The organism is Cupriavidus sp. FW305-F7, from assembly GCF_058782875.1.
Genome location: NZ_JBYSYC010000013.1, coordinates 126,013 through 143,525, shown reverse-complemented (window position 1 = coordinate 143,525; position 17,513 = coordinate 126,013). Strand labels below are relative to the sequence as shown.

Here is a 17,513-nt window from a genome sequence, read left to right as displayed (position 1 = left end):
AGGGAAGGCAGCGGCCGCGCCAGACTTGAAAGATAACGACTGCCATTCATGGGAAACCAGAGCTCACCGATGCTGCGTTATCACCGCATTTACCTCGTATTGCGCCAGAAAATCCTCAACGGGGTCTATGACGTGAGCGGCCTGCCGCCCGAATTCGGGCTGATGGAGCAGGACCGGGTGGCGCGCGTGACCGTGCGGCGGGCGCTGGCCGAGCTGCACAAGGAAGGGCTGATTTACCGGCGGCCGGGGCAGAGGACCTTCGTCACGCCGCCGGCGGCATGAAGTCGCTGGGCGGCGCCAGGCTGGAAGCGGTGCTGGGCGATGCCGAGTCGCAGCCGGAGATCGGCGCAGCCGAAGTCGAGAAGATGAACGAGGCTGGCGCCAGCGCCGTGGTCGGCGCCTATGCCAGCGCGATATGCCTCGACACCGACGCCATTATCCCGTCGCGGGAAATGAAGCGTGTCTCCAAGCACGGGCTGGCCGAGGGCCTGTTCTCGGCTGGCGCTACCTGGCGGGAACGGACCGCAGCCTCGCTCCCTTGTTCGTGCTGAACCAGCCGGCGTACACCGGGGCGTCGATCCTGCTGGCCGGAAGCGATTTCGGCTCCGGCTCCTCGCGCGAGCATGCGGTGTGGACGCTGAAGGAGTTCGGCATCCGCGCCATCGTCGCGCCTGGCTTCGGTGCCATCTTCCACAACAACTGCGTGCGCAACGGCCTGTTGCCGGTGGTGCTGCCGATGGCAACGGTGCAGGCGCTCGCCGACGACTGCGCCGGAGCGCCGGCCACGCATCACGGCACCGCGATCTTCAACAACGTGGAAGCCAGCTTCAAGTACCAGGTGACGCCGGCATTGCTGATGAGCGTGTGGCCGCGGACTATGCCAGGGGCTGCGGCATCAACGACGCTCCAGGCGCACCGAATGGCGATCTACCAGAAGGCATCGGGGATCGATTGCACCGGCCAGCGCGCGGTGGCCGCGATCAACGGCGTGTGTCCGTCGGCCGATGACAGCCAGGCGGTGTTGCCCGTGGGCCTGCGCCACAAGTTCTGACGCAGGCGGTGCGGATCGCGGGGCACGCCCCGCGATCCGTCTCAGGACAACCGCTCGCGGTACAGGCGGTAGTTCTCGTCGTCGAAGCAGACGAAGGTGACCTGCTCGATCTCCGGCGCCCCGGCCAGCGCCTCGCGCACCGCGGCGATGGCAATGTCCGCCGCGCGCTCGCGCGGGAAGGCGTAGATGCCGGTGCTGATATTGGGAAAGGCCAGCCTGCGCAGGTGGTGCTGCGCCGCCAGCCGGATGCTGTTGCGGTAGGCGTTGGCGAGCAGTTCGTCCTCGCCCTGGTCGCCGCCTTGCCAGACCGGCCCGACCGCGTGGATCACGTATGGCGCCGGCAGGTGGCCGCCGGTGGTGATCACCGCCTCGCCGGTGGGGCAGCCGCCCTGCGCGTCGCGGATCGCGCGGCAGGCCTCCTTGATGGCGGAGCCGCCGGCCCCGTGGATGGCCCCGTCTACGCCACCGCCGCCCAACAGGCCGCTATTGGCCGCGTTGACGATGGCATCGACCTCCATCCGGGTGATATCGCCATGGACTACCTGCAAATGCTCGCCGCTCATGTTGTCTCCTGCGCTGTGGAGGGGAGGGCCGCCGGACAGCCGCTTGGTCGGTCTGACCGGCGGGAAGCTGCTGTGTGCTACATGGACTGCTCAAGCATACGCCGATAATCCGCGGCGCTGGCGTCTTTCGGGTTGGTCTTGTGGCAGTGATCGACCAGCGCACCGGCAATCACCTTGTCGAACATGTCCTCGGTGACGCCCATCTGGCGCAGCCCGGTGGGCAACCCCAGGCGCGCGGTCATGTCGTGCACGGCCTGCGCGATATCGGCGCCGTCGGGCAGGTGCATGGCGCGGCGCAGGCGTGCGTAGCGGTCGTCGCGCACCACCGTGGGCGCGTCGGCATTGAAGCGCAGCACCGCGGGCATCACTACCGCATTGAGGGTGCCGTGGTGCAGGCCGGTGCGGCCGTCGATCTTCAGCCCGCCCAGCGGGTGCGACAGCGAATGCACGCAGCCCAGCCCCTTCTGAAAGGCCATTGCGCCCTGCATCGATGCGCTCATCATGTTCAGGCGCGCGTCGCGGTCCTGGCCGTCGCGGGTGGCGCGCTCGATATGGCCCCAGCCGCGCTCCAGGCCATCCAGCGCAATGCCGTCCGCGGGCGGGTTGAAGGCGGGGGCCAGGAAGGTCTCGATGCAGTGCGCGATTGCATCCATGCCGGTGGCCGCGGTCAGCCCGGCGGGCAGCCCCAGCGTCAGTTCGGGGTCGCAGACTGCGGACTTGGGCAGCAGGTGCCAGGAATGGAAGCCCAGCTTGCGGCCGTCGTCCAGGATGATGATGGCGCCGCGTGCTACCTCGCTGCCGGTGCCCGAGGTGGTGGGCACCGCGATCAGCGGCGCCGCCTTGTCGGTGATCTTGGCGCTGCCGCCTTCGATGGTGGCATAGGTGGTCAGCTCGCCCTCATGCGTGGCCAGGATGGCGATGCCCTTGGCCAGGTCGATCGACGAGCCGCCGCCCACCGCCACCAGCCCGTCGCAGCCGGCCTCGCGGTATTGCGCGGCGGCCTTGCGCACCATGGCCTCGGTCGGGTTCGACGGGGTTTCATCGAACACTGCAACCTGCAGGCCCTGCATCGCATCAACGGCACGCTGCGCCACGCCGGCGGCGACCACGCCCTTGTCGGTCACCAGCAGCGGGCGGCGGATGCCGATGCGCTCGCATTCGGACTTGAGCAGGCTTACTGCGCCGAAATCCAGGTGGATGTGGGTCAGATAGTAGATAAACGCCATGTTTGCTTGTCTCCTGCCGGGATCTGCCGCGAAATTGTCTTTTGCACGGGCCTGGACCGGATACTCGCCAGGCACGCTGTCTTGGGTTTCAATGGGCCTGCATTGCTGTTTCCGGAGCCCTCGGGATCGCTTCAGCCGATCATCGCCCAAAAACTTGCCGCGTGGCAGGCTGACAGGGATTTTTCGGGGTTATCTCGTACTGCCGGGCACCTGGAACATCTGGCATCATACTAAAATCGAACGATCGTTCACAATTCGAACTTCTCCCGATGCGGGCGACGTGCCAGAGCTTCTGCGCGCCGCTGGCGCCGGGTCCGGATCCGCGTCATTCCCTATGTCCGCCGTACCGTCTTCCAGCCCTGATGCGCCCGCCACGCCCGGCCTGCCGTCCAGCCCGCTCGACCCGCAGGTGGCCGCGCTGCTGGAGCTGATCGCGCGCGCCAAGCGGCCGCCGATCCACGCGATGGCGCCGGAGGACGCCAAGATCGCCTACGAGAAAAGCGCGCCGATCCTGGATATCAACCCGCCGCCCGTGCATATGGCGGAAGACCTGCTGGTGCCGGCGTGCGACGGCCACGCCATTCCGGTCAGGCTTTACACCCCGCGCGAGGCCAGCTGGACTGAACCGCTGCCCTTGCTGGTGTATTTCCACGGCGGCGGCTTCACGGTCGGCAGCGTCAATTCGCACGATCCACTGTGCCGGCTGCTGTGTGGCCAGGCGGACTGCATGGTGCTGTCGGTGGACTACCGGCTCGGGCCGCAATGGCGTTTCCCGACGGCGGCCAACGACGCTTTCGACGTGCTGCACTGGGTCTTCGCCGAAGCCGACCGGCTGGGTGCCGACCCGGCGCGCATCGCGCTGGGAGGCGACAGCGCCGGCGGCACGCTGGCCGCGGCGTGTGCCGTGGAGGCCCGCAATACGGGCCTGGCGCCCGTGCTGCAGTTGCTGATCTATCCCGGCACCTGTGCGCGCCAGGACACGCCGTCGCACCGCGCGCTGGCCGATGGCTACCTGCTGACGGCGGACATGATCCGCTGGTTCTTTGCCCAGTACCTGGACCAGGAAGCCAGCCGCGACGACTGGCGTTTCGCCCCGCTGGACGGCGGCGGCACCGGCGCCGAGGTGCGCGGCACATGCCCTGCCTGGATCGCCGTGGCCGGCTACGACCCGCTGCACGACGAGGGCGTGGCCTACGCAGAGAAGCTGCGCGCCGCCGGCGTGGCCGCCACGCTGGCGGACTACCCCGGCATGATCCATGATTTCTTCAAGCTGGGCCGGTTCGTGCCGGCGGTGGCGCAGGCACATGCCGACGCCGTTGCCGCGCTGCGCGCCGCGTTCGGCACACCGCACAACTAGACCAGCAGCCGCGGTCAGCGCCGCACCGGCCCGGCCTTCCATTTTCAGCAGTGACTTGCAGCACAAGGAGACATAGTCAAATGCAACGCCGCCACTTCATCGCCCGCGCGGGCATCGCCGCCGCCACCGCGGCACTGGGCCTTGCCGCCATGCCCGCCCAGGCACAGGCCGACAAGTTCCCGCAGCGCCCGATCCGCCTGGTGATCGGCTACACCGCCGGCGGCTCCACGGATATCCCGTTCCGCGTGCTGGCCGACAACGCCTCCAAGATCCTGGGCCAGCCCGTGATCGTCGAGAACAAGCCCGGCGCGGGCGGCGTGCTGCCCGCGCAGATGATGCAGGCCACCGCGCCGGACGGCTACACGCTGGCCCAGGTGGCCATGCCGGTCTACCGCCTGCCGTACACCACCAAGATCAACTGGGACCCGGTCAAGGACCTGAGCTACATCATCAACCTCGCCGGCTATTCGTTCGGCCTGGTGGTGCCGGCCGATTCGCCGATCAAGACGATGCAGGAGTACATCGCCTACGCCAAGGCCAACCCGGGCAAGCTGACCTACGGCTCGCCGGGCTCCATGACCACGCTGCACCTGACCATGGAAGAGCTGGCCATGAAGCAGGGCGTGCAGTTCTCGCACATCCCCTACAAGGGCAATTCCGAGTCGATGCAGGCGCTGCTGGGCGGCCACGTGATGTCGGTGGCCGACACGCCGGCGTGGGCACCGTATGTGGAGCAGGGCAAGCTGCGCCTGCTGTCGACCTGGGGCGAGAAGCGCTCGGCGCGCTTCCCCAACGTGCCGACGCTGAAGGAACTGGGCATCGGCATCGTGCAGACCTCGCCGTTCGGCCTGGTCGCGCCCAAGGGTACCGACCCGAAGATCGTGCAGAAGCTGCATGACGCCTTCAAGAAGGCCATGGACATGCCGAACTACCGCGAATCGCTGGCCAAGTTCGACATGGAGCCGTACTACATGAACAGCCAGCAATACGCGCAGTTTGCGGCCGAGACCGTCAAGAAGGAAAAGGCGATCATCGAGAAGCTGGGGCTGGCCAAGGCGCAATAACGCGATCAGCCTGCCGCCACCATCATCGATTCAGGCCGCCGCGCCTGCCGGCCCTGTCCGGCGGGCCGGCGGCCTGGTGCCTTGACAAGCCACGACAAACAAGGAGACCAAGCCGATGGCCAAAGAGGATTTCCGCCACAGCATCCCCCTGCGCGTGCGCTGGGCCGAAGTCGATCCGCAGTCGATCGTCTTCAACGCGCACTACCTGACGTACTGCGATATCTGCGTGACCGAGTACTGGCGCGCGCTGGGCATCCGCTATCCGGAAGACGTGCTGCACGCGCATGGCGTGGACATCTTCGTGGTCAAGTCCACGCTGGAATACCACGCCTCGGCGCGCTTTGACGACGAGCTGGAAATCCGCGGCCGCATGTCGCGCCTGGGGCGCTCGAGCATGCTGTTCCGGGTGGAGATGTTCCGCGGCGACGAGCACCTGATCACCGGTGAGATCGTCTATGTGTGCGCGGACCCGGCCACGCAGAAATCGGCGGCGATTCCGGGGCAGGTAAGGGAGACGATTGAAGGGTATGAGGTGGTGAAGCCGGCGGTGTGAGGCAAGGCGTCACCGAATGACGCCGCCCGCCTTGCCGGTAGCGCGCCGCCGGATTCCAGGTGCAGCAAGAATTATCGGTGTCCTGCATCAGCTGTCGCGACCTGTAACACAAAGATGTTGGTAAGTAGGGATCGCTTGCCTAGAATCGGTGTGAGCCAGTGCTCAAAGAGGATCTTCGTTGCCGAAGCATTCTTTAGGAAGGCAATGTCGAATCACAAACCATGAGGAGACGGCAATGACCATGCGTAAGCTGCCTGCAGTCGGCTTGACAGTGATGATGGTGCTCGCTTTTACGGCGGCGAGCGCCCAGCAGAAACCGGAATCAACAGCCCCGCAAAGCGCGGAATCCACCCAAATTCCGCCAGCGCCATCGACTACCGCCGAAGCCAAGGCCAAAATCTCCGAGCGTTTCAAGATTGCCGATACCAACCACGACGGGAAGCTAAGCCGCGAAGAAGCCCAGGCAGGCGCGCCGGTAGTCTACAAGCACTTTGACAAGATCGATGTCAAGAAGTCGGGTTACGTCACCGAACGTCAGATCGGTGCGTACTGGACATCGAAGTCCAAGGCACAGCAGCAGAAAGAGGATCCCATCTGGAACTGACGTCTTCGCCTCTGCTTGACCCGGCCCCCTCTCCCGCGCACGGGAAAGGGGGCCGGCCCGCGGGAGATGCCAGTATGTCGCGAAGGAAGCCGGCCTGGCTTTACTTGCTCAGCCCCACATCCTCCATATAAGCCCGAATCACCTCATCAAAGCTCGCATCGCTCTGGAACCCCAGCGACTGCGCACGCTCCGCATTCCACGCCGCCGGCCAGGTGCCGACGATGTTCTCCACGCGCGCTTCGCGCTCCCACGTCACGCGGTCCGCCACGGCATCGCCCGCCACGCGGCGCAGGGCGTCGACCATGCCGGCAGCCGTGACCGACAGGCCCGGCAGGTTCACCACGCGGCGGTTGCCCAGCCGTTCGCCGGCCAGTTCGATGCCATTGACCAGTGCCGCCACCGCTGCGCGCGGCGACAGCAGCCACAGCGGCGTGTCCGGTGCCACCGGGCAATTGGCGCTGACACCCGACAGCGGCTCGCGGATGATGCCGCTGGCGAACGACGAGGCCGCCGCATTGGGCTTGCCCGGGCGCACGCTGATGGTGGGCAGCCGAAGCACGCGGCCGTCGACAAAGCCGCGGCGGCTGTAGTCCGACAGCAGCAGCTCGCCGATGGCCTTCTGCACGCCGTACGACGATTGCGGGCTCAGCGCGGTGTCGTCCTGCACCACCGGCGGCAACTGGCCGCCGTAGACCGCGACCGAGCTGGTGAACAGCACGCGCGGCTGGTGGCCCAGCTCACGGCAGGTTTCCAGCAGCGCGCGCGAGGCGTCCAGGTTGACGCGCATGCCGAGATCGAAATCCGCCTCGGCCTGGCCGCTGACCACGGCCGCCAGGTGGAACACGGCGCCGGTGTCCTTGTCGATGGCCTGGCGCAGCACGGCCGGGTCGGACAGGTCGCCCGTCACCACGCGCACGCGCGCATCGTCCAGGCCTTGCGGCGCTACCACGTCGAGCAGCGTCAGGCGGTCGATGGCGACGGGCTGGCCGTCCAGGTTCAGGGTGCCGCGTTGCAGCAGCAGGCGGGCGAGTTGCAGGCCGAGGAAGCCGGCGCCGCCGGTAATCAGTACGTTCATCAGACTTGCTCCGAGAAACCTCGCCCTTCAGGGCGGGGAGTGAAAGGAGTGCTGCCGGCAGCAAGCAATCCCATATTAGAATGACCGGCATGCTTCTGGTCTATCGCTGCCGGGTGAAGTCGCTGAACGGCCTGCTCAATCAGCAGAGCCGCGCGGTGAACTACGTCTGGAACTTCTGCAACGACACGCAGAAGCACGCACTCAAGTGGGGCAAGAAATGGCCCACGGGTTTCGATCTGAACGTGTTGACCACCGGCAGCAGCAAGGAACTGCGCATCCATTCCGGGTTCCTGAACATCGTGATTGAAGTTGCCGACACCCAGGCCCGCTGCCCGGAACGCGGCATCGGCATCGATCTGGGCTTTAAGGACATTGCCACGCTGTCCACCGGCGAGAAGGTCGAGAATCCGCGCCACCTTGGCCGACTCGAGCAAGCGCTGGCCAAAGCGCAGCGAGCGCGCAAGCGGCGACAGGCAACGAACCTTCACGCCCGCATCACCAACGCAAGGCGTGACTTCCTGCACAAGCTCTCGCGTCGCATCGTGCGAGACTTTGACTACATCGCGGAGGGGCATGTGAACGCCGCCGGCCTCGCCAAAACCAGCATGGCGAAGTCCGTCCTCGATGCGGGCTGGTCGACCTTCCGCACAATGCTCGCGTACAAGGCGATTGCGCATGGCGCGTGGTATGAGGAAGTCGACGAACGTTTCACCACCCAGGTTTGTTCTTCGTGCGACGCGATGCCGCCGGGGAGGCCGAAAGGTATCGCAGACCTCGGAATAAGGCAGTGGGTATGCAGTGAATGCGGTGCCGTACATGATCGCGATGTGAACGCTGCGTTAAATATCCTTGCCCGATCGGGACATCGATCGCCTGCAGAGGGAATCTCCTCCCTTTAGGGAGGGGAGAATGTCAAGGCAGGAAGGATTTGTTCTTTGGGTTTGCGCGAAGGATCAGCGGCCGAGGTAAGGCTTGAGCCAGCCCAGGCCCTCGGAAGTGCCGGCGCGGGGGCGATATTCGCAGCCGATCCAGCCTTCGTAGCCGAGCCCGTCGATGACCTCGAACAGATAGGGGTAGTTCAGTTCGCCCAGGTCCGGTTCATGGCGCTCGGGCACGCCGGCGATCTGGATATGGCCAATGCCGGACATGTCGCGCTTCAGTTTCATCGCGATATCACCCTCGACGATCTGGCAGTGATAGCAGTCGAACTGCACCTTCAGGTTGGCCGCGCCGATCTCCTTGCAGATTGCCTGCGCATCGTCCTGGCGGTTCAGGAAGTAGCCTGGCATGTCGCGCGTGTTGATCGGTTCGAGCACGATGGTGATGCCCTGTGCGGCAGCGGCCTTGGCGGCGAAGGCCACATTCTCCAGGTAGGCGGCGCGGTGGCGGGCGCGGTCGGCACCGGCCGGCACTAGCCCCGCCATCACGTGCACGCGGTCATTGCCGATCACGCCAGCGTATTCCAATGCGCGGCCGACGGCGTCGCGGAACTCCGCCTCGCGCCCCGGCAGCGCAGCCAAGCCGCGCTCACCGGCTGCCCAGTCGCCCGGCGGGGCGTTGAACAGCGCCTGCGTGAGACCGTTCGCGTCCAGGCGCGCGCGCAGCTCGGTGGCGGCGTGCTCGTAGGGGAACAGGTACTCCACCGCCCGGAAGCCGTCCGCCGCGGCAGCGGCGAAGCGGTCCAGGAAAGCGTGCTCGTTGTACATCATCGAGAGATTTGCGGCGAAGCGCGGCATGGGAACTCCAAAGCGGTAGTACGGAACCGGCCCGATCGAGGCTAGGTCGAAAGCGGGCCGGCCAGGATCAACGGTTGACCAGTTTAGCGGGCGTCAGCCACACCAGCACGGCGCCGACGACCAGGATCGCGGACAGCACGTACATGGGCAGCTGCGTACTGTGCGTCATGTCCTTCAGCGCGCCGACCATGTACGGCGACACGAAGCCGGCCAGGTTGCCGACCGAATTCACCACGGCAATACCAGAAGCGGCGGCAATGCCCGACAGGAACGAGGTCGGCAGCGACCAGAACAGAGGCGCGCAGGTCAGCACCCCGGCAGCGGCCAGCGACAGTGCGGCGATGGCCACCGTTGTATTGTTGGTGAACGAGGCAGCAATGGCAAAGCCCAAGGCACCCATCAGCGCCGGCACGATCAGGTGCCAGCGGCGCTCGCGGCGGGCGTCGGCGCTGTGGCCCAGGATGTTCATCACGACCACGGCGCAGATGAAGGGGATCGCCGACAGCAGGCCGATGTTCAGGTTGCCGGTCACGCCGCTGGCCTTCACCAGCGTGGGCATCCAGAAGGTCAGAGCGTATTGGCCGGTGACGAAGCAGAAGTAGATCAGGCACATCCACCACACGCGGCGGTCGGAGAACACCGCGCCCAGCGAGTGGCCGTGGGACTTGCCGGCGGCGGTGGCGGCGTTAAGGGCGTTGCGCTGGTCTTCCTCGATATTGCGCTTGAGCACGCGCTTTTCATCGGCGTCGAGCCACGGTGCCTTGTCGATGCCGTCGCGCAGCACGAAGATCGTCACCACGCCGATCACGAACGCGGGCAGCGCCTCGATCAGGAACATCCATTGCCAGCCACGCATATCGTGCACGCCGTTGAAGGCATCCATGATCCAGCCCGACAGCGGGTTGCCGAACATGCCTGCAATCGGGATGCCCGACATGAACAGCGCGATCATCTTGCCGCGGCGGTTGGCCGGGAACCAGTAGGTCAGGTACAGGATCACGCCGGGGTAGAAGCCCGCTTCGGCCAGGCCGAGCAGGAATCGCATCGTGTAGAACTGGGTCGGCGTCTTCACGAACAGGAACAGCGCCGAGATGATGCCCCAGGTGATCATGATGCGCGCGATCCAGATGCGCGCGCCGATGCGGTGCATCAGCAGGTTGCTGGGCACCTCGAACAGGAAGTAGCCGATAAAGAACAGGCCGGCGCCGAGGCCGAACACGGTCTCGGAGAAGGCCAGGTCCTGGCCCATCTGCAGCTTGGCGAAGCCGACGTTGACGCGGTCGAGGTAGGCGACCACGTAGCACAGCATCAGGAACGGCATGACACGCCAGAACACCTTGCTGTAGGCGCGTTTTTCGATCTGGGCTTCGGTGTCCAGCCGGGCGTTGCCGCCCAGGCTGTCAAGGGCGGGCACGCTCGCCGCCGGTTGGTTTGGATTCACGGTGGTCTCCGGGTATGGTGGTGGGTCTAATGCGGCGGCGCGCGGAATGCAGGCATGCGCGTCCCCCGCACGGTGGCCGCTAGGCAACCGCGCCGGGTGAAGCCGTCGTTTATCGGGGAAAAGCGGTTGTTACCAGCGCGCCTGGAAGGCGTCGCGCAACTCAGCCAGTGCGCCGTCGGGCAGCGCCGCGCGGGCGGCGAAGCCCGGCGTGTCTTTCATCGTCATCCATAGCTTGGCGGTCTCCTCCAGTTCTTCCAGCGCGAACGCGGCGCGCGAGACGCTGGATTCCCACACCACCGGGCCAAGGCGCTCCAGCAGCACGCCACGCACCTGCGCGGCCAGCGTGGCCACGCGCGCGGCCACGGCCGGATCGCCGGGGCGATGGTAGGGAATCAGCGGGATATGGCCGACCTTCATCACGTAATACGGCGTGAGCGGCGGCAGTACGTCGTCCGGTTGCCAGACACCAGCCAGCGTCAGGGCCACGAGGTGCGTCGAGTGCGTATGCACCACGGCGTGCGCCCCGGGGTTGTTGTCGTAGATCGCGCGATGCAGCGTCAGCGTCTTGGACGGCTTGTCGCCGGAGACCCAGCTGCCATCAGTGGCCACCTTGGCAACCGCGGCCGGGTCCATCATGCCCAGGCAGGCATCGGTCGGCGTGATCAGCCAGCCGTCGTCCAGCCGCGCGCTGATATTGCCGGCCGAGCCCACGGTATAGCCGCGCTGGTACAGGCTGGCGCCGATGCGGCAGATCTCTTCGCGCAGCTGGTTTTCCGTACTCACGACTGGCCTCCAAGCTGGCGCAGCGCCTCGTCAAAGAAGTCCGGGCCGCCGAAGTTGCCCGACTTGAGCGCCAGCGCCAGCGGCTTTGCATCCAGCGTGACGGTGGCCGGCACGCCCGGTGCAATCTGCGCGCCGATACGCAAGGCGCGCACGCCCAGCGCCTGCACCACCGCGCCGGAGGTTTCGCCGCCGGCCACGACGAAGCGGCGCGTACCGCGTGCCAGCAGCCCGGCGGCAACCGTGGCCAGGCACTGCTCGACCAGGTGTCCTGCGCGCTCAACGCCCAGTTCGGCCTGCACGGCCTTGACTTCATCGGGGCTGGAGGTGGCGTAGATCAGCACAGGTTCGTCATGCGCGGCAGCAAAGGCCAGCGCCGAGTCGGCCACGGCTTCGCCGCGCGCCAGCGCGAGCGGGTCGATGCGCAGCGCCGGGCGGCCTTGTTCCAGCCAGCGTGCCACCTGGCCATTGGTCGCGCGCGAGGCGCTGCCGGCCAGCACCACGCCCGGGCCGTCGATGGCAGGCACCGAAGCGGCGTCACCGCGCTGCGGCAGCAGGCCGGCGCGGCGGAAATTCCCGGGCAGTCCCAGCGCGATGCCGGAGCCGCCGGTAATCAGCGGCAGGTTGGCGCAGGCTTCGCCCAGCGTAAACAGGTCCGCGTCGGATACCGCGTCGGCTATCGCCAGCCGCACGCCGTCGCTGCGCAGCGCGGCGATACGCTCGGCCGTGGCCTGCGCGCCGCGTGCCACCGCGTCGTAGCGCAGCAGGCCGACCTTGCTCTTGCTCTGGCGCTGCAGCACGCGCACCAGGCTGGCATCGGTCATCGGCGTCAGCGGATGGTGCTCCATGCCCGATTCATTGAGCAGCACGTCGCCCACGAACAGGTGGCCGCGGAAGATGGTGCGGCCGTTCTCGGGAAAGGCCGGGCAGGCGATGGTGAAATCGCTGTCCAGCGCCGCCAGCAGCGCTTCGGCCACCGGGCCGATATTGCCGGCATCGGTTGAGTCGAAGGTGGAGCAGTACTTGAAGACAAACTGGCGGCAGCCCTGCGCGCGCAGCCATTGCAGCGCGGCCAGCGACTGGGCCACGGCCTCGACGGCCGGGATGGTGCGGGACTTGAGCGCCACCACCAGCGCATCGGCTTCGCCAATGTCCTGCACGGCGCCCACGTCGGGCAGGCCGATGGTCTGCACGGTGCGCATGCCATTGCGCACCAGCGTGTTGGCGAGGTCGGTGGCGCCGGTGAAATCGTCGGCGATGCAGCCCAAAAGCGGGCGATGGGCGAGGGTGCCTGCGGTCATCGTGCGCCCCTCTTATTCGGCCTTGCCCGGCAGTTCGATGCCCGGGAAGATCTTGATCACGGCCGAGTCGTCCTCGCCGCCATGGCCGGCGGTGGAAGCCATCATGAACATCTGGTGCGCGGCCGCCGACAGCGGCAGCGGGAATTTGCTGTGGCGCGCGGTGTCGAGCACCATGCCCAGGTCCTTGACGAAGATGTCGACCGCTGACAGCGGCGTGTAGTCGCCCTTCAGGATATGGGGCACGCGGTTCTCGAACATCCACGAGTTGCCCGCGCTGTGCGTGATCACGTCATAGAGCGCATCCGGGTCCACGCCTTCGCGCAGGCCCAGTGCCATCGCCTCGGCGGCCGCGGCGATATGCACGCCGGCCAGCAGCTGGTTGATGATCTTGACCTTGGAGCCCGCGCCGTGCGCGGCGCCCAGGCGGTACACCTTGCCGGCGATGGCGGCCAGCACGTCCTCGGCCAGCGAGTAGGCTTCGGCCGGGCCGGAGGTCATCATGGTCATTTCGCCGCTGGCGGCGCGCGCTGCGCCGCCGGAGACCGGTGCGTCCAGCATCAGCAGGCCCTGTTCCGCCAGCCGGCGGCCCAGCGCCTGGGCAAAGCCCGGCGGCACGGTGGCGCTGGCGATCACCAGCTTGCCCGGCTCCATCGCGGCCGCGGCACCGTTGGCGCCGAACAGCACGGCCTCGGTCTGCTGCGCGTTGACCACCAGCGTCAGCACCACGTCGCAACGGCTGCCCAGCTCGGCGGGCGAGGCGCACGGCACACCGCCGGCATCGGCAAAGCGCTGCAGCACTTCGGGGCGCAGGTCGCACGCGTGCACGTTGAAGCCGGCACGCAGCAGCGACTGCGCGACACCAAAGCCCATGGCACCAAGGCCGATGACGCCGATATTCCTGGACATGAAGGGACTCCTGAAACAGATACGGATAATTCGATGGTTCGGGCTTGCGCGCGCGTCAGTTGGTGGCGCCGTGCGCTTCGCCGCTCTCGTCGGCACCCAGCTGGGCCAGCCGGTGCGCGGCGTTGTACATATGGTTCTGCGCGGCATTGCGGGCGGCCAGCGGGTCGCCTGCGCGGATGGCGGCGACGATGGCCTGGTGTTCTTCACGCACCTGGCGCGAAAAGTCCGCGCGGCGCGCCTCGTTGGTCCGGGTCACGCGCGTGGCCGCTTCCAGGTACTGGCTGAGGAAGGCCAGCGTCTTCAGGAAATACGGGTTGCCGGTGGCCTCGGCGATGGCACGGTGGAAGGCCACGTCTTCGGTCACGCCGTCGCCGCCTTGCGCTACCTCTTCGTCGAGCCGGGCCAGCGCGGCGTCGATGGCTGCCATCGACGCATCGGTGCGGCGGCGGGCGGCCTGCGCGGCCACCTCGGCCTCGATCGCGCGGCGCAACTCGACGATCTGCAGCACCGATTCCAGCGTGCCGGTTTCGGTGTAGTCGATGCGCAGCGGCCGGATGCCGGCCTGTAGCGTCACGAACACGCCGCTGCCCTGGCGCGACTCCACCACGCCTTCGTACTTGAGCCGGGAGATGGCTTCGCGCACCACGGTGCGGCTGACGCCGAATTCCTCGGACAGCACCGCCTCGGTCGGCAGCTTGGCGCCGCGGGCAAAGGCGCCGCTCTGGATCTTGTCCAGCAACTGTTCGGCGACGTTGTCGGTCAGGGCGCGGGCTGGGACTTTCTGGAACACGGAAGTCTCCGGGTCATTGGGTAATAAGGTCATCATACAAATTTGCTAAAGGGATGCCTCCCCGGGCAAACCCTAATCTGGTGCGGAAGATGTCGTCTTTGGTCCACTTTGGTGCAATATGCGCGCCCCGCACCACTGGCGTATGATGAGCGCCCGCCCGGATTTCGGGCGCTGCCATTCAACCAGCCTGATTGCACCGCCATGCCCGTCACCGTCCTGATCTGCCCCTGGTCCGAAGCCCGCGAACGCGCGCGCGCCATCCGCTACACCGTCTTCGTCGAAGAGCAGGGCGTGCCGGTGGAGCTGGAATGGGATGAATGGGACGAGCCGAGCTGGCACGCGCTGGCGCTGGCCGAGGATGGCACGCCGGTCGCCACCGGACGGCTGCTGCCAGATGGCCATATCGGGCGCATGGCGGTGCTGAAGTCCGCGCGCGGCACCGGCGTCGGCGCACTGGTGCTGGATGCGCTGATGCGCAAGGCTGAGGCGCTTGGCTACCCGGAACTGGTACTCAATGCGCAGACGCACGCGGCGCCGTTCTATGCGCGCGTGGGCTTTGCTCAGGTGGGGCCGGAATTCGAAGAGGCGGGCATCCCGCACGTGGAGATGCGCAAGCGGCTGGCCGGCTGAACGCCGGGAATCCGTGCTTCAGCGTGGCGCGGGCACGATGCCGGTGTCGCGTTGCAGGTTCAGCTTGCCGTGGAAGTTGACGTCGCCGATGCGCCCGTCGGCGTCGAAGCTGCGCTCGCTCAGGTCGAAACGGCCATCGTGGCGCACGCGCAGCACCGTGCTGGCGCGCGTGCCGTACAGCGGCGAGCGGATGAATGCCGACGACAGCAGCTTTTCCCATTCCGGCGCCACGCCCGTGGCTGGCAGTTCGAAATCCGCCGCCTGGCGCGCGTCGGCGAGCATTTGCAGGTAGGGCTCGGCGCTGGCGTTGGCCTGGCCGCTGTCGGCGGCCAGCACCTCGGCCAGCGCGCCCACGCGGCTGCGCACCTTGGGCCAGGGCGTGTCGAGCAGGGCGTTGGACAGGCCGTACAGCCCCGGGCGCAGCCGTTGCGGCTGGCGCGAGGCGGAGCGGTTGCTGTACCACCAGAGTTCACGCAGGTCGCTCGCCAGCAGGTTGAAGCCGTTGTAGCAGCCGTCTTCGCCGGCGAGGCCGTCCAGGTAATCGAACGGGGCCGTATGGCCGCGCAGGAAGCCGGCCACCAGCTCGCCGCGCGAGCGCGCGTCGGTGCGTTTTTCGGACGGGGCGCGGTAGTTGGTCAGTGCGGCGAAGCGGCCGTCGGCGTTGACGCCCATCCAGGTGCCAGGCTCGCCGATGACTTCCGCCAGGTCGCGCCCAGCCAGCACCTGCGGTGCATCCTGCCACCAGTGCGCGGCCGCCGCGGGGCGGACATAGAATTCATCGCGGTTGCCGGCGACGACCAGGGCATAGTCCGGGTGGGATTGCCAGGCAACCAGGATCAGACACATCGCTTTGCTTCCTTTGCCGCCGGGGTTGCTGCAGTGGCACCCGGCGTACTTCAGTCCAACGGCAGACGTCTATAGCACGTCCAGGTCCACAAAGTGCTCGGCCCGCCGCTCGCCATCCACCCATTGGTCCAGCCCGCTCTGCCGCCACAGGCCTTCCAGCGTGGCATCGAAAGCAGGCGGCACGTCGGCGTAGCATTCCATCCAGGTCTGCACGCCGGCGCGGGTTTCCGGCCTGCGCATCAGCGTACCACCAATTCCGGTTGCTTCGGCGACCGTCTCCATCCAGCGGTGCCAGTGCGGTAGCGCCTCGGCGGCGACGGCTTCCGGGACGCGGAAATAGACGTAGAGGTGATCGCTCATGGCAGGTCCCTGTGGGTTCAGCCAGCGGCCTGGGCGGCCTCGCCCAGCGGCACCTCGTAGGGCAGGGCGGCGGTGGCCACCGCTGCGCCCTCGGCGCTGCCCAGGCGCAGCGCGCTGGCGGCGGCATCGATCTTCAGCTCGGCCAGGCCGGCCCATCCGCCCTGGGGTGCCGGCGCGGCATTGACGATCATGCCGCACGGCTGGCCCGGATCTTCCGGACGATAGATTTCAGCCGCCGGTGCCGGCACTTCGCCTTCGCCCTGCACCAGCCACATGCGGCGCTTGAGCGTGCCGCGGTACTGGCTGCGCGCCACGATTTCCTGGCCGGGATAGCAGCCCTTGCGGAAATTGACGCCGCCTACCAGTTCGAAATTGATCATCTGCGGCACGAACTGCTCTTGCGTGGCCGCGACGATGCGCGGCAGGCCCGACTGCACTTCCAGCCAGTCCCACAGCGCGGGCGACGCATCCTGCAGCGAGGCGGCAAGCGCCGCGCGCACCGCCTCGGCCCGCTCGGCCGGCAGCACCAGCTGCCAGCGCGGCTGGCCGGCGCCATCCGGCAGGCGGATCACGGTGACGCCGTCGGCTTCGGCGACGGCAAAGGCGACCTCCGGCGCGGGCAGGCCGGCTGCGGCCAGGGCCTTGGCCGCGCCCGCCCCGGCGAGGCCGAGGACAGCATGGGTGGGGGTGATGTCGGACAGCCTGGCCTTGGCGCGCAGCACGAACATCGACAGGCGCTTCTGCACCGGGGCCTGGATGTCGGCCGACAGCTGCAGCACGATGCCTTCGGCATCGCACCACATCAGGAAGGTGGCGAGCAGCCGCCCCTTGGGCGAGCAGTAGCCGGCCAGGCGGGCCGCGCCGGCCTTCAGGTCTTCGACCGCATTGGTCAGCTGGGTGTGCAGGAAGCTGCCGGCATCGTCGCCGGCCACGCGGACCAGGCCGAGCCCGGCCGGGCTGCAGACGATGCCGCTGCCGCTCAAAGCTTCAAGGTTTGCGGCGAGTTCCTGGGCTTGGGCATTCATCACTGACATTGCGTGGCAATCGTTGAGGCAATTCGGGAGAGGGAAGGCACCGGTCGTGCGCCGTGCCGGGCGGGCCGTCAAGCGGCGCCGGCGCCGCGGCGCATGGTCGGTGCGAGGCTGCCGGTTATTATATGGGGCTATGAGATTTTCGGCCGGCGCCGGCAGCACGTGGCGGCAAGCGGTGGCGCGCAAGCCCTCCGACGGA

At 67.3% G+C, this 17,513-nt stretch carries 21 protein-coding genes; 9 read left to right on the top strand and 12 right to left on the bottom strand.

Annotated elements, in window-relative coordinates; genetic code table 11:
* Nucleotides 1-69: 69 nt before the first annotated feature.
* From AC3WL8_RS14775 to AC3WL8_RS14765, 3 genes are read left to right on the top strand one after another with little or no spacing between them, the layout of a single operon-like run.
* Nucleotides 70-282: a GntR family transcriptional regulator gene (locus tag AC3WL8_RS14775; protein WP_228772498.1), complete on the top strand. Its 213-nt coding sequence runs from the start codon at nt 70-72 to the stop codon at nt 280-282.
* Entirely contained in the window at nt 279-551 is a 273-nt protein-coding gene (locus tag AC3WL8_RS14770; RefSeq protein WP_228772497.1) for a hypothetical protein, read from the top strand. Before AC3WL8_RS14775 ends, AC3WL8_RS14770 begins: the two co-directional genes overlap by 4 nt.
* A complete protein-coding gene (locus tag AC3WL8_RS14765; RefSeq protein WP_228772500.1) occupies nt 509-1,051 on the top strand; it encodes a hypothetical protein in 543 nt (180 codons plus the stop codon). Before AC3WL8_RS14770 ends, AC3WL8_RS14765 begins: the two co-directional genes overlap by 43 nt.
* Nucleotides 1,052-1,092: 41 nt before the next feature.
* Here AC3WL8_RS14765 and AC3WL8_RS14760 read toward each other — a convergent pair whose 3' ends face one another.
* Nucleotides 1,093-1,614, bottom strand: a complete 522-nt coding sequence (locus AC3WL8_RS14760; RefSeq protein ID WP_013956548.1) for an O-acetyl-ADP-ribose deacetylase — start codon at nt 1,612-1,614, stop codon at nt 1,093-1,095.
* Nucleotides 1,615-1,691: 77 nt separating this feature from the next.
* Nucleotides 1,692-2,840 (bottom strand): 4-hydroxybutyrate dehydrogenase, encoded by a 1,149-nt coding sequence (gene gbd, locus AC3WL8_RS14755; RefSeq protein WP_013956549.1) that lies wholly within the window; start codon nt 2,838-2,840, stop codon nt 1,692-1,694.
* Nucleotides 2,841-3,174: 334 nt separating this feature from the next.
* On the opposite strand from gbd, the gene AC3WL8_RS14750 reads away from it, so the two are divergent.
* From AC3WL8_RS14750 to AC3WL8_RS14735, 4 genes are all read left to right on the top strand, one after another.
* Nucleotides 3,175-4,197, top strand: a complete 1,023-nt coding sequence (locus AC3WL8_RS14750; RefSeq protein ID WP_013956550.1) for an alpha/beta hydrolase — start codon at nt 3,175-3,177, stop codon at nt 4,195-4,197.
* Nucleotides 4,198-4,277: 80 nt separating this feature from the next.
* Entirely contained in the window at nt 4,278-5,261 is a 984-nt protein-coding gene (locus AC3WL8_RS14745) for a tripartite tricarboxylate transporter substrate binding protein (RefSeq protein ID WP_013956551.1), read from the top strand.
* Nucleotides 5,262-5,376: 115 nt separating this feature from the next.
* A complete protein-coding gene (locus AC3WL8_RS14740) occupies nt 5,377-5,814 on the top strand; it encodes a YbgC/FadM family acyl-CoA thioesterase (RefSeq protein WP_013956552.1) in 438 nt (145 codons plus the stop codon).
* A 235-nt stretch (nt 5,815-6,049) separates the two neighbouring features.
* Nucleotides 6,050-6,418 carry an EF-hand domain-containing protein gene (locus AC3WL8_RS14735; protein WP_153954823.1) on the top strand — a complete coding sequence of 123 codons (369 nt, stop codon included), beginning with the start codon at nt 6,050-6,052 and terminating at the stop codon, nt 6,416-6,418.
* A 100-nt stretch (nt 6,419-6,518) separates the two neighbouring features.
* Here the strand turns inward: AC3WL8_RS14735 and denD are convergent, their stop codons facing one another.
* Nucleotides 6,519-7,493 (bottom strand): D-erythronate dehydrogenase, encoded by a 975-nt coding sequence (gene denD / locus AC3WL8_RS14730; RefSeq protein WP_153954822.1) that lies wholly within the window; start codon nt 7,491-7,493, stop codon nt 6,519-6,521.
* A gap of 89 nt (nt 7,494-7,582) precedes the next feature.
* Between denD and AC3WL8_RS14725 the strand changes: the two genes are divergently transcribed.
* On the top strand, nt 7,583-8,392 hold the full coding sequence (locus AC3WL8_RS14725; RefSeq protein ID WP_492378382.1) for an RNA-guided endonuclease InsQ/TnpB family protein: 810 nt from the start codon (nt 7,583-7,585) through the stop codon (nt 8,390-8,392).
* 54 nt (nt 8,393-8,446) lie between these two features.
* Here AC3WL8_RS14725 and otnI read toward each other — a convergent pair whose 3' ends face one another.
* The 6 genes from otnI to AC3WL8_RS14695 form a co-directional block, all read right to left on the bottom strand.
* Nucleotides 8,447-9,229 carry a 2-oxo-tetronate isomerase gene (gene otnI, locus AC3WL8_RS14720; RefSeq protein WP_013956556.1) on the bottom strand — a complete coding sequence of 261 codons (783 nt, stop codon included), beginning with the start codon at nt 9,227-9,229 and terminating at the stop codon, nt 8,447-8,449.
* Between the two features lie 67 nt (nt 9,230-9,296).
* A complete protein-coding gene (locus AC3WL8_RS14715; RefSeq protein ID WP_013956557.1) occupies nt 9,297-10,670 on the bottom strand; it encodes an MFS transporter in 1,374 nt (457 codons plus the stop codon).
* A 129-nt stretch (nt 10,671-10,799) separates the two neighbouring features.
* Nucleotides 10,800-11,453, bottom strand: a complete 654-nt coding sequence (gene otnC, locus AC3WL8_RS14710; protein ID WP_114130384.1) for a 3-oxo-tetronate 4-phosphate decarboxylase — start codon at nt 11,451-11,453, stop codon at nt 10,800-10,802.
* The gene (otnK, locus tag AC3WL8_RS14705) at nt 11,450-12,751 is read right to left on the bottom strand and encodes a 3-oxo-tetronate kinase (protein WP_013956559.1); all 1,302 of its coding nucleotides are present in this window, start codon (nt 12,749-12,751) and stop codon (nt 11,450-11,452) included. The genes otnC and otnK overlap by 4 nt, the downstream gene beginning before the upstream one ends.
* Nucleotides 12,752-12,763: 12 nt before the next feature.
* Complete coding sequence (gene ltnD / locus AC3WL8_RS14700; protein ID WP_153954820.1) at nt 12,764-13,657, bottom strand: L-threonate dehydrogenase; 894 nt, start codon at nt 13,655-13,657, stop codon at nt 12,764-12,766.
* A 55-nt stretch (nt 13,658-13,712) separates the two neighbouring features.
* Entirely contained in the window at nt 13,713-14,447 is a 735-nt protein-coding gene (locus tag AC3WL8_RS14695) for a FadR/GntR family transcriptional regulator (protein ID WP_211980990.1), read from the bottom strand.
* Nucleotides 14,448-14,648: 201 nt separating this feature from the next.
* On the opposite strand from AC3WL8_RS14695, the gene AC3WL8_RS14690 reads away from it, so the two are divergent.
* The gene (locus AC3WL8_RS14690; protein WP_013956562.1) at nt 14,649-15,077 is read left to right on the top strand and encodes a GNAT family N-acetyltransferase; all 429 of its coding nucleotides are present in this window, start codon (nt 14,649-14,651) and stop codon (nt 15,075-15,077) included.
* 18 nt (nt 15,078-15,095) lie between these two features.
* On the opposite strand, the gene AC3WL8_RS14685 is transcribed toward AC3WL8_RS14690, so the two are convergent.
* From AC3WL8_RS14685 to ygfZ, 3 genes are all read right to left on the bottom strand, one after another.
* Nucleotides 15,096-15,923 carry an NRDE family protein gene (locus AC3WL8_RS14685; protein ID WP_153954819.1) on the bottom strand — a complete coding sequence of 276 codons (828 nt, stop codon included), beginning with the start codon at nt 15,921-15,923 and terminating at the stop codon, nt 15,096-15,098.
* 69 nt (nt 15,924-15,992) lie between these two features.
* Nucleotides 15,993-16,283 carry a DUF4936 family protein gene (locus AC3WL8_RS14680; protein WP_013956564.1) on the bottom strand — a complete coding sequence of 97 codons (291 nt, stop codon included), beginning with the start codon at nt 16,281-16,283 and terminating at the stop codon, nt 15,993-15,995.
* A 17-nt stretch (nt 16,284-16,300) separates the two neighbouring features.
* A complete protein-coding gene (gene ygfZ / locus AC3WL8_RS14675; RefSeq protein WP_492378380.1) occupies nt 16,301-17,317 on the bottom strand; it encodes a CAF17-like 4Fe-4S cluster assembly/insertion protein YgfZ in 1,017 nt (338 codons plus the stop codon).
* Nucleotides 17,318-17,513: the final 196 nt, after the last annotated feature.

Excerpts from the sequence above, each read along its gene's own strand:
- AC3WL8_RS14775 (WP_228772498.1), top strand. The coding sequence starts at position 70 with ATGCTGCGTTATCACCGCATTTACCTCGTATTGCGCCAGAAAATCCTC.
- AC3WL8_RS14770 (WP_228772497.1), top strand. The coding sequence starts at position 279 with ATGAAGTCGCTGGGCGGCGCCAGGCTGGAAGCGGTGCTGGGCGATGCC.
- AC3WL8_RS14760 (WP_013956548.1), bottom strand. The coding sequence starts at position 1,614 with ATGAGCGGCGAGCATTTGCAGGTAGTCCATGGCGATATCACCCGGATG.
- gbd (WP_013956549.1), bottom strand. The coding sequence starts at position 2,840 with ATGGCGTTTATCTACTATCTGACCCACATCCACCTGGATTTCGGCGCA.
- AC3WL8_RS14750 (WP_013956550.1), top strand. The coding sequence starts at position 3,175 with ATGTCCGCCGTACCGTCTTCCAGCCCTGATGCGCCCGCCACGCCCGGC.
- AC3WL8_RS14745 (WP_013956551.1), top strand. The coding sequence starts at position 4,278 with ATGCAACGCCGCCACTTCATCGCCCGCGCGGGCATCGCCGCCGCCACC.
- AC3WL8_RS14740 (WP_013956552.1), top strand. The coding sequence starts at position 5,377 with ATGGCCAAAGAGGATTTCCGCCACAGCATCCCCCTGCGCGTGCGCTGG.
- AC3WL8_RS14735 (WP_153954823.1), top strand. The coding sequence starts at position 6,050 with ATGACCATGCGTAAGCTGCCTGCAGTCGGCTTGACAGTGATGATGGTG.
- denD (WP_153954822.1), bottom strand. The coding sequence starts at position 7,493 with ATGAACGTACTGATTACCGGCGGCGCCGGCTTCCTCGGCCTGCAACTC.
- AC3WL8_RS14725 (WP_492378382.1), top strand. The coding sequence starts at position 7,583 with ATGCTTCTGGTCTATCGCTGCCGGGTGAAGTCGCTGAACGGCCTGCTC.
- otnI (WP_013956556.1), bottom strand. The coding sequence starts at position 9,229 with ATGCCGCGCTTCGCCGCAAATCTCTCGATGATGTACAACGAGCACGCT.
- otnK (WP_013956559.1), bottom strand. The coding sequence starts at position 12,751 with ATGACCGCAGGCACCCTCGCCCATCGCCCGCTTTTGGGCTGCATCGCC.
- ltnD (WP_153954820.1), bottom strand. The coding sequence starts at position 13,657 with ATGTCCAGGAATATCGGCGTCATCGGCCTTGGTGCCATGGGCTTTGGT.
- AC3WL8_RS14690 (WP_013956562.1), top strand. The coding sequence starts at position 14,649 with ATGCCCGTCACCGTCCTGATCTGCCCCTGGTCCGAAGCCCGCGAACGC.
- AC3WL8_RS14685 (WP_153954819.1), bottom strand. The coding sequence starts at position 15,923 with ATGTGTCTGATCCTGGTTGCCTGGCAATCCCACCCGGACTATGCCCTG.
- AC3WL8_RS14680 (WP_013956564.1), bottom strand. The coding sequence starts at position 16,283 with ATGAGCGATCACCTCTACGTCTATTTCCGCGTCCCGGAAGCCGTCGCC.
- ygfZ (WP_492378380.1), bottom strand. The coding sequence starts at position 17,317 with ATGTCAGTGATGAATGCCCAAGCCCAGGAACTCGCCGCAAACCTTGAA.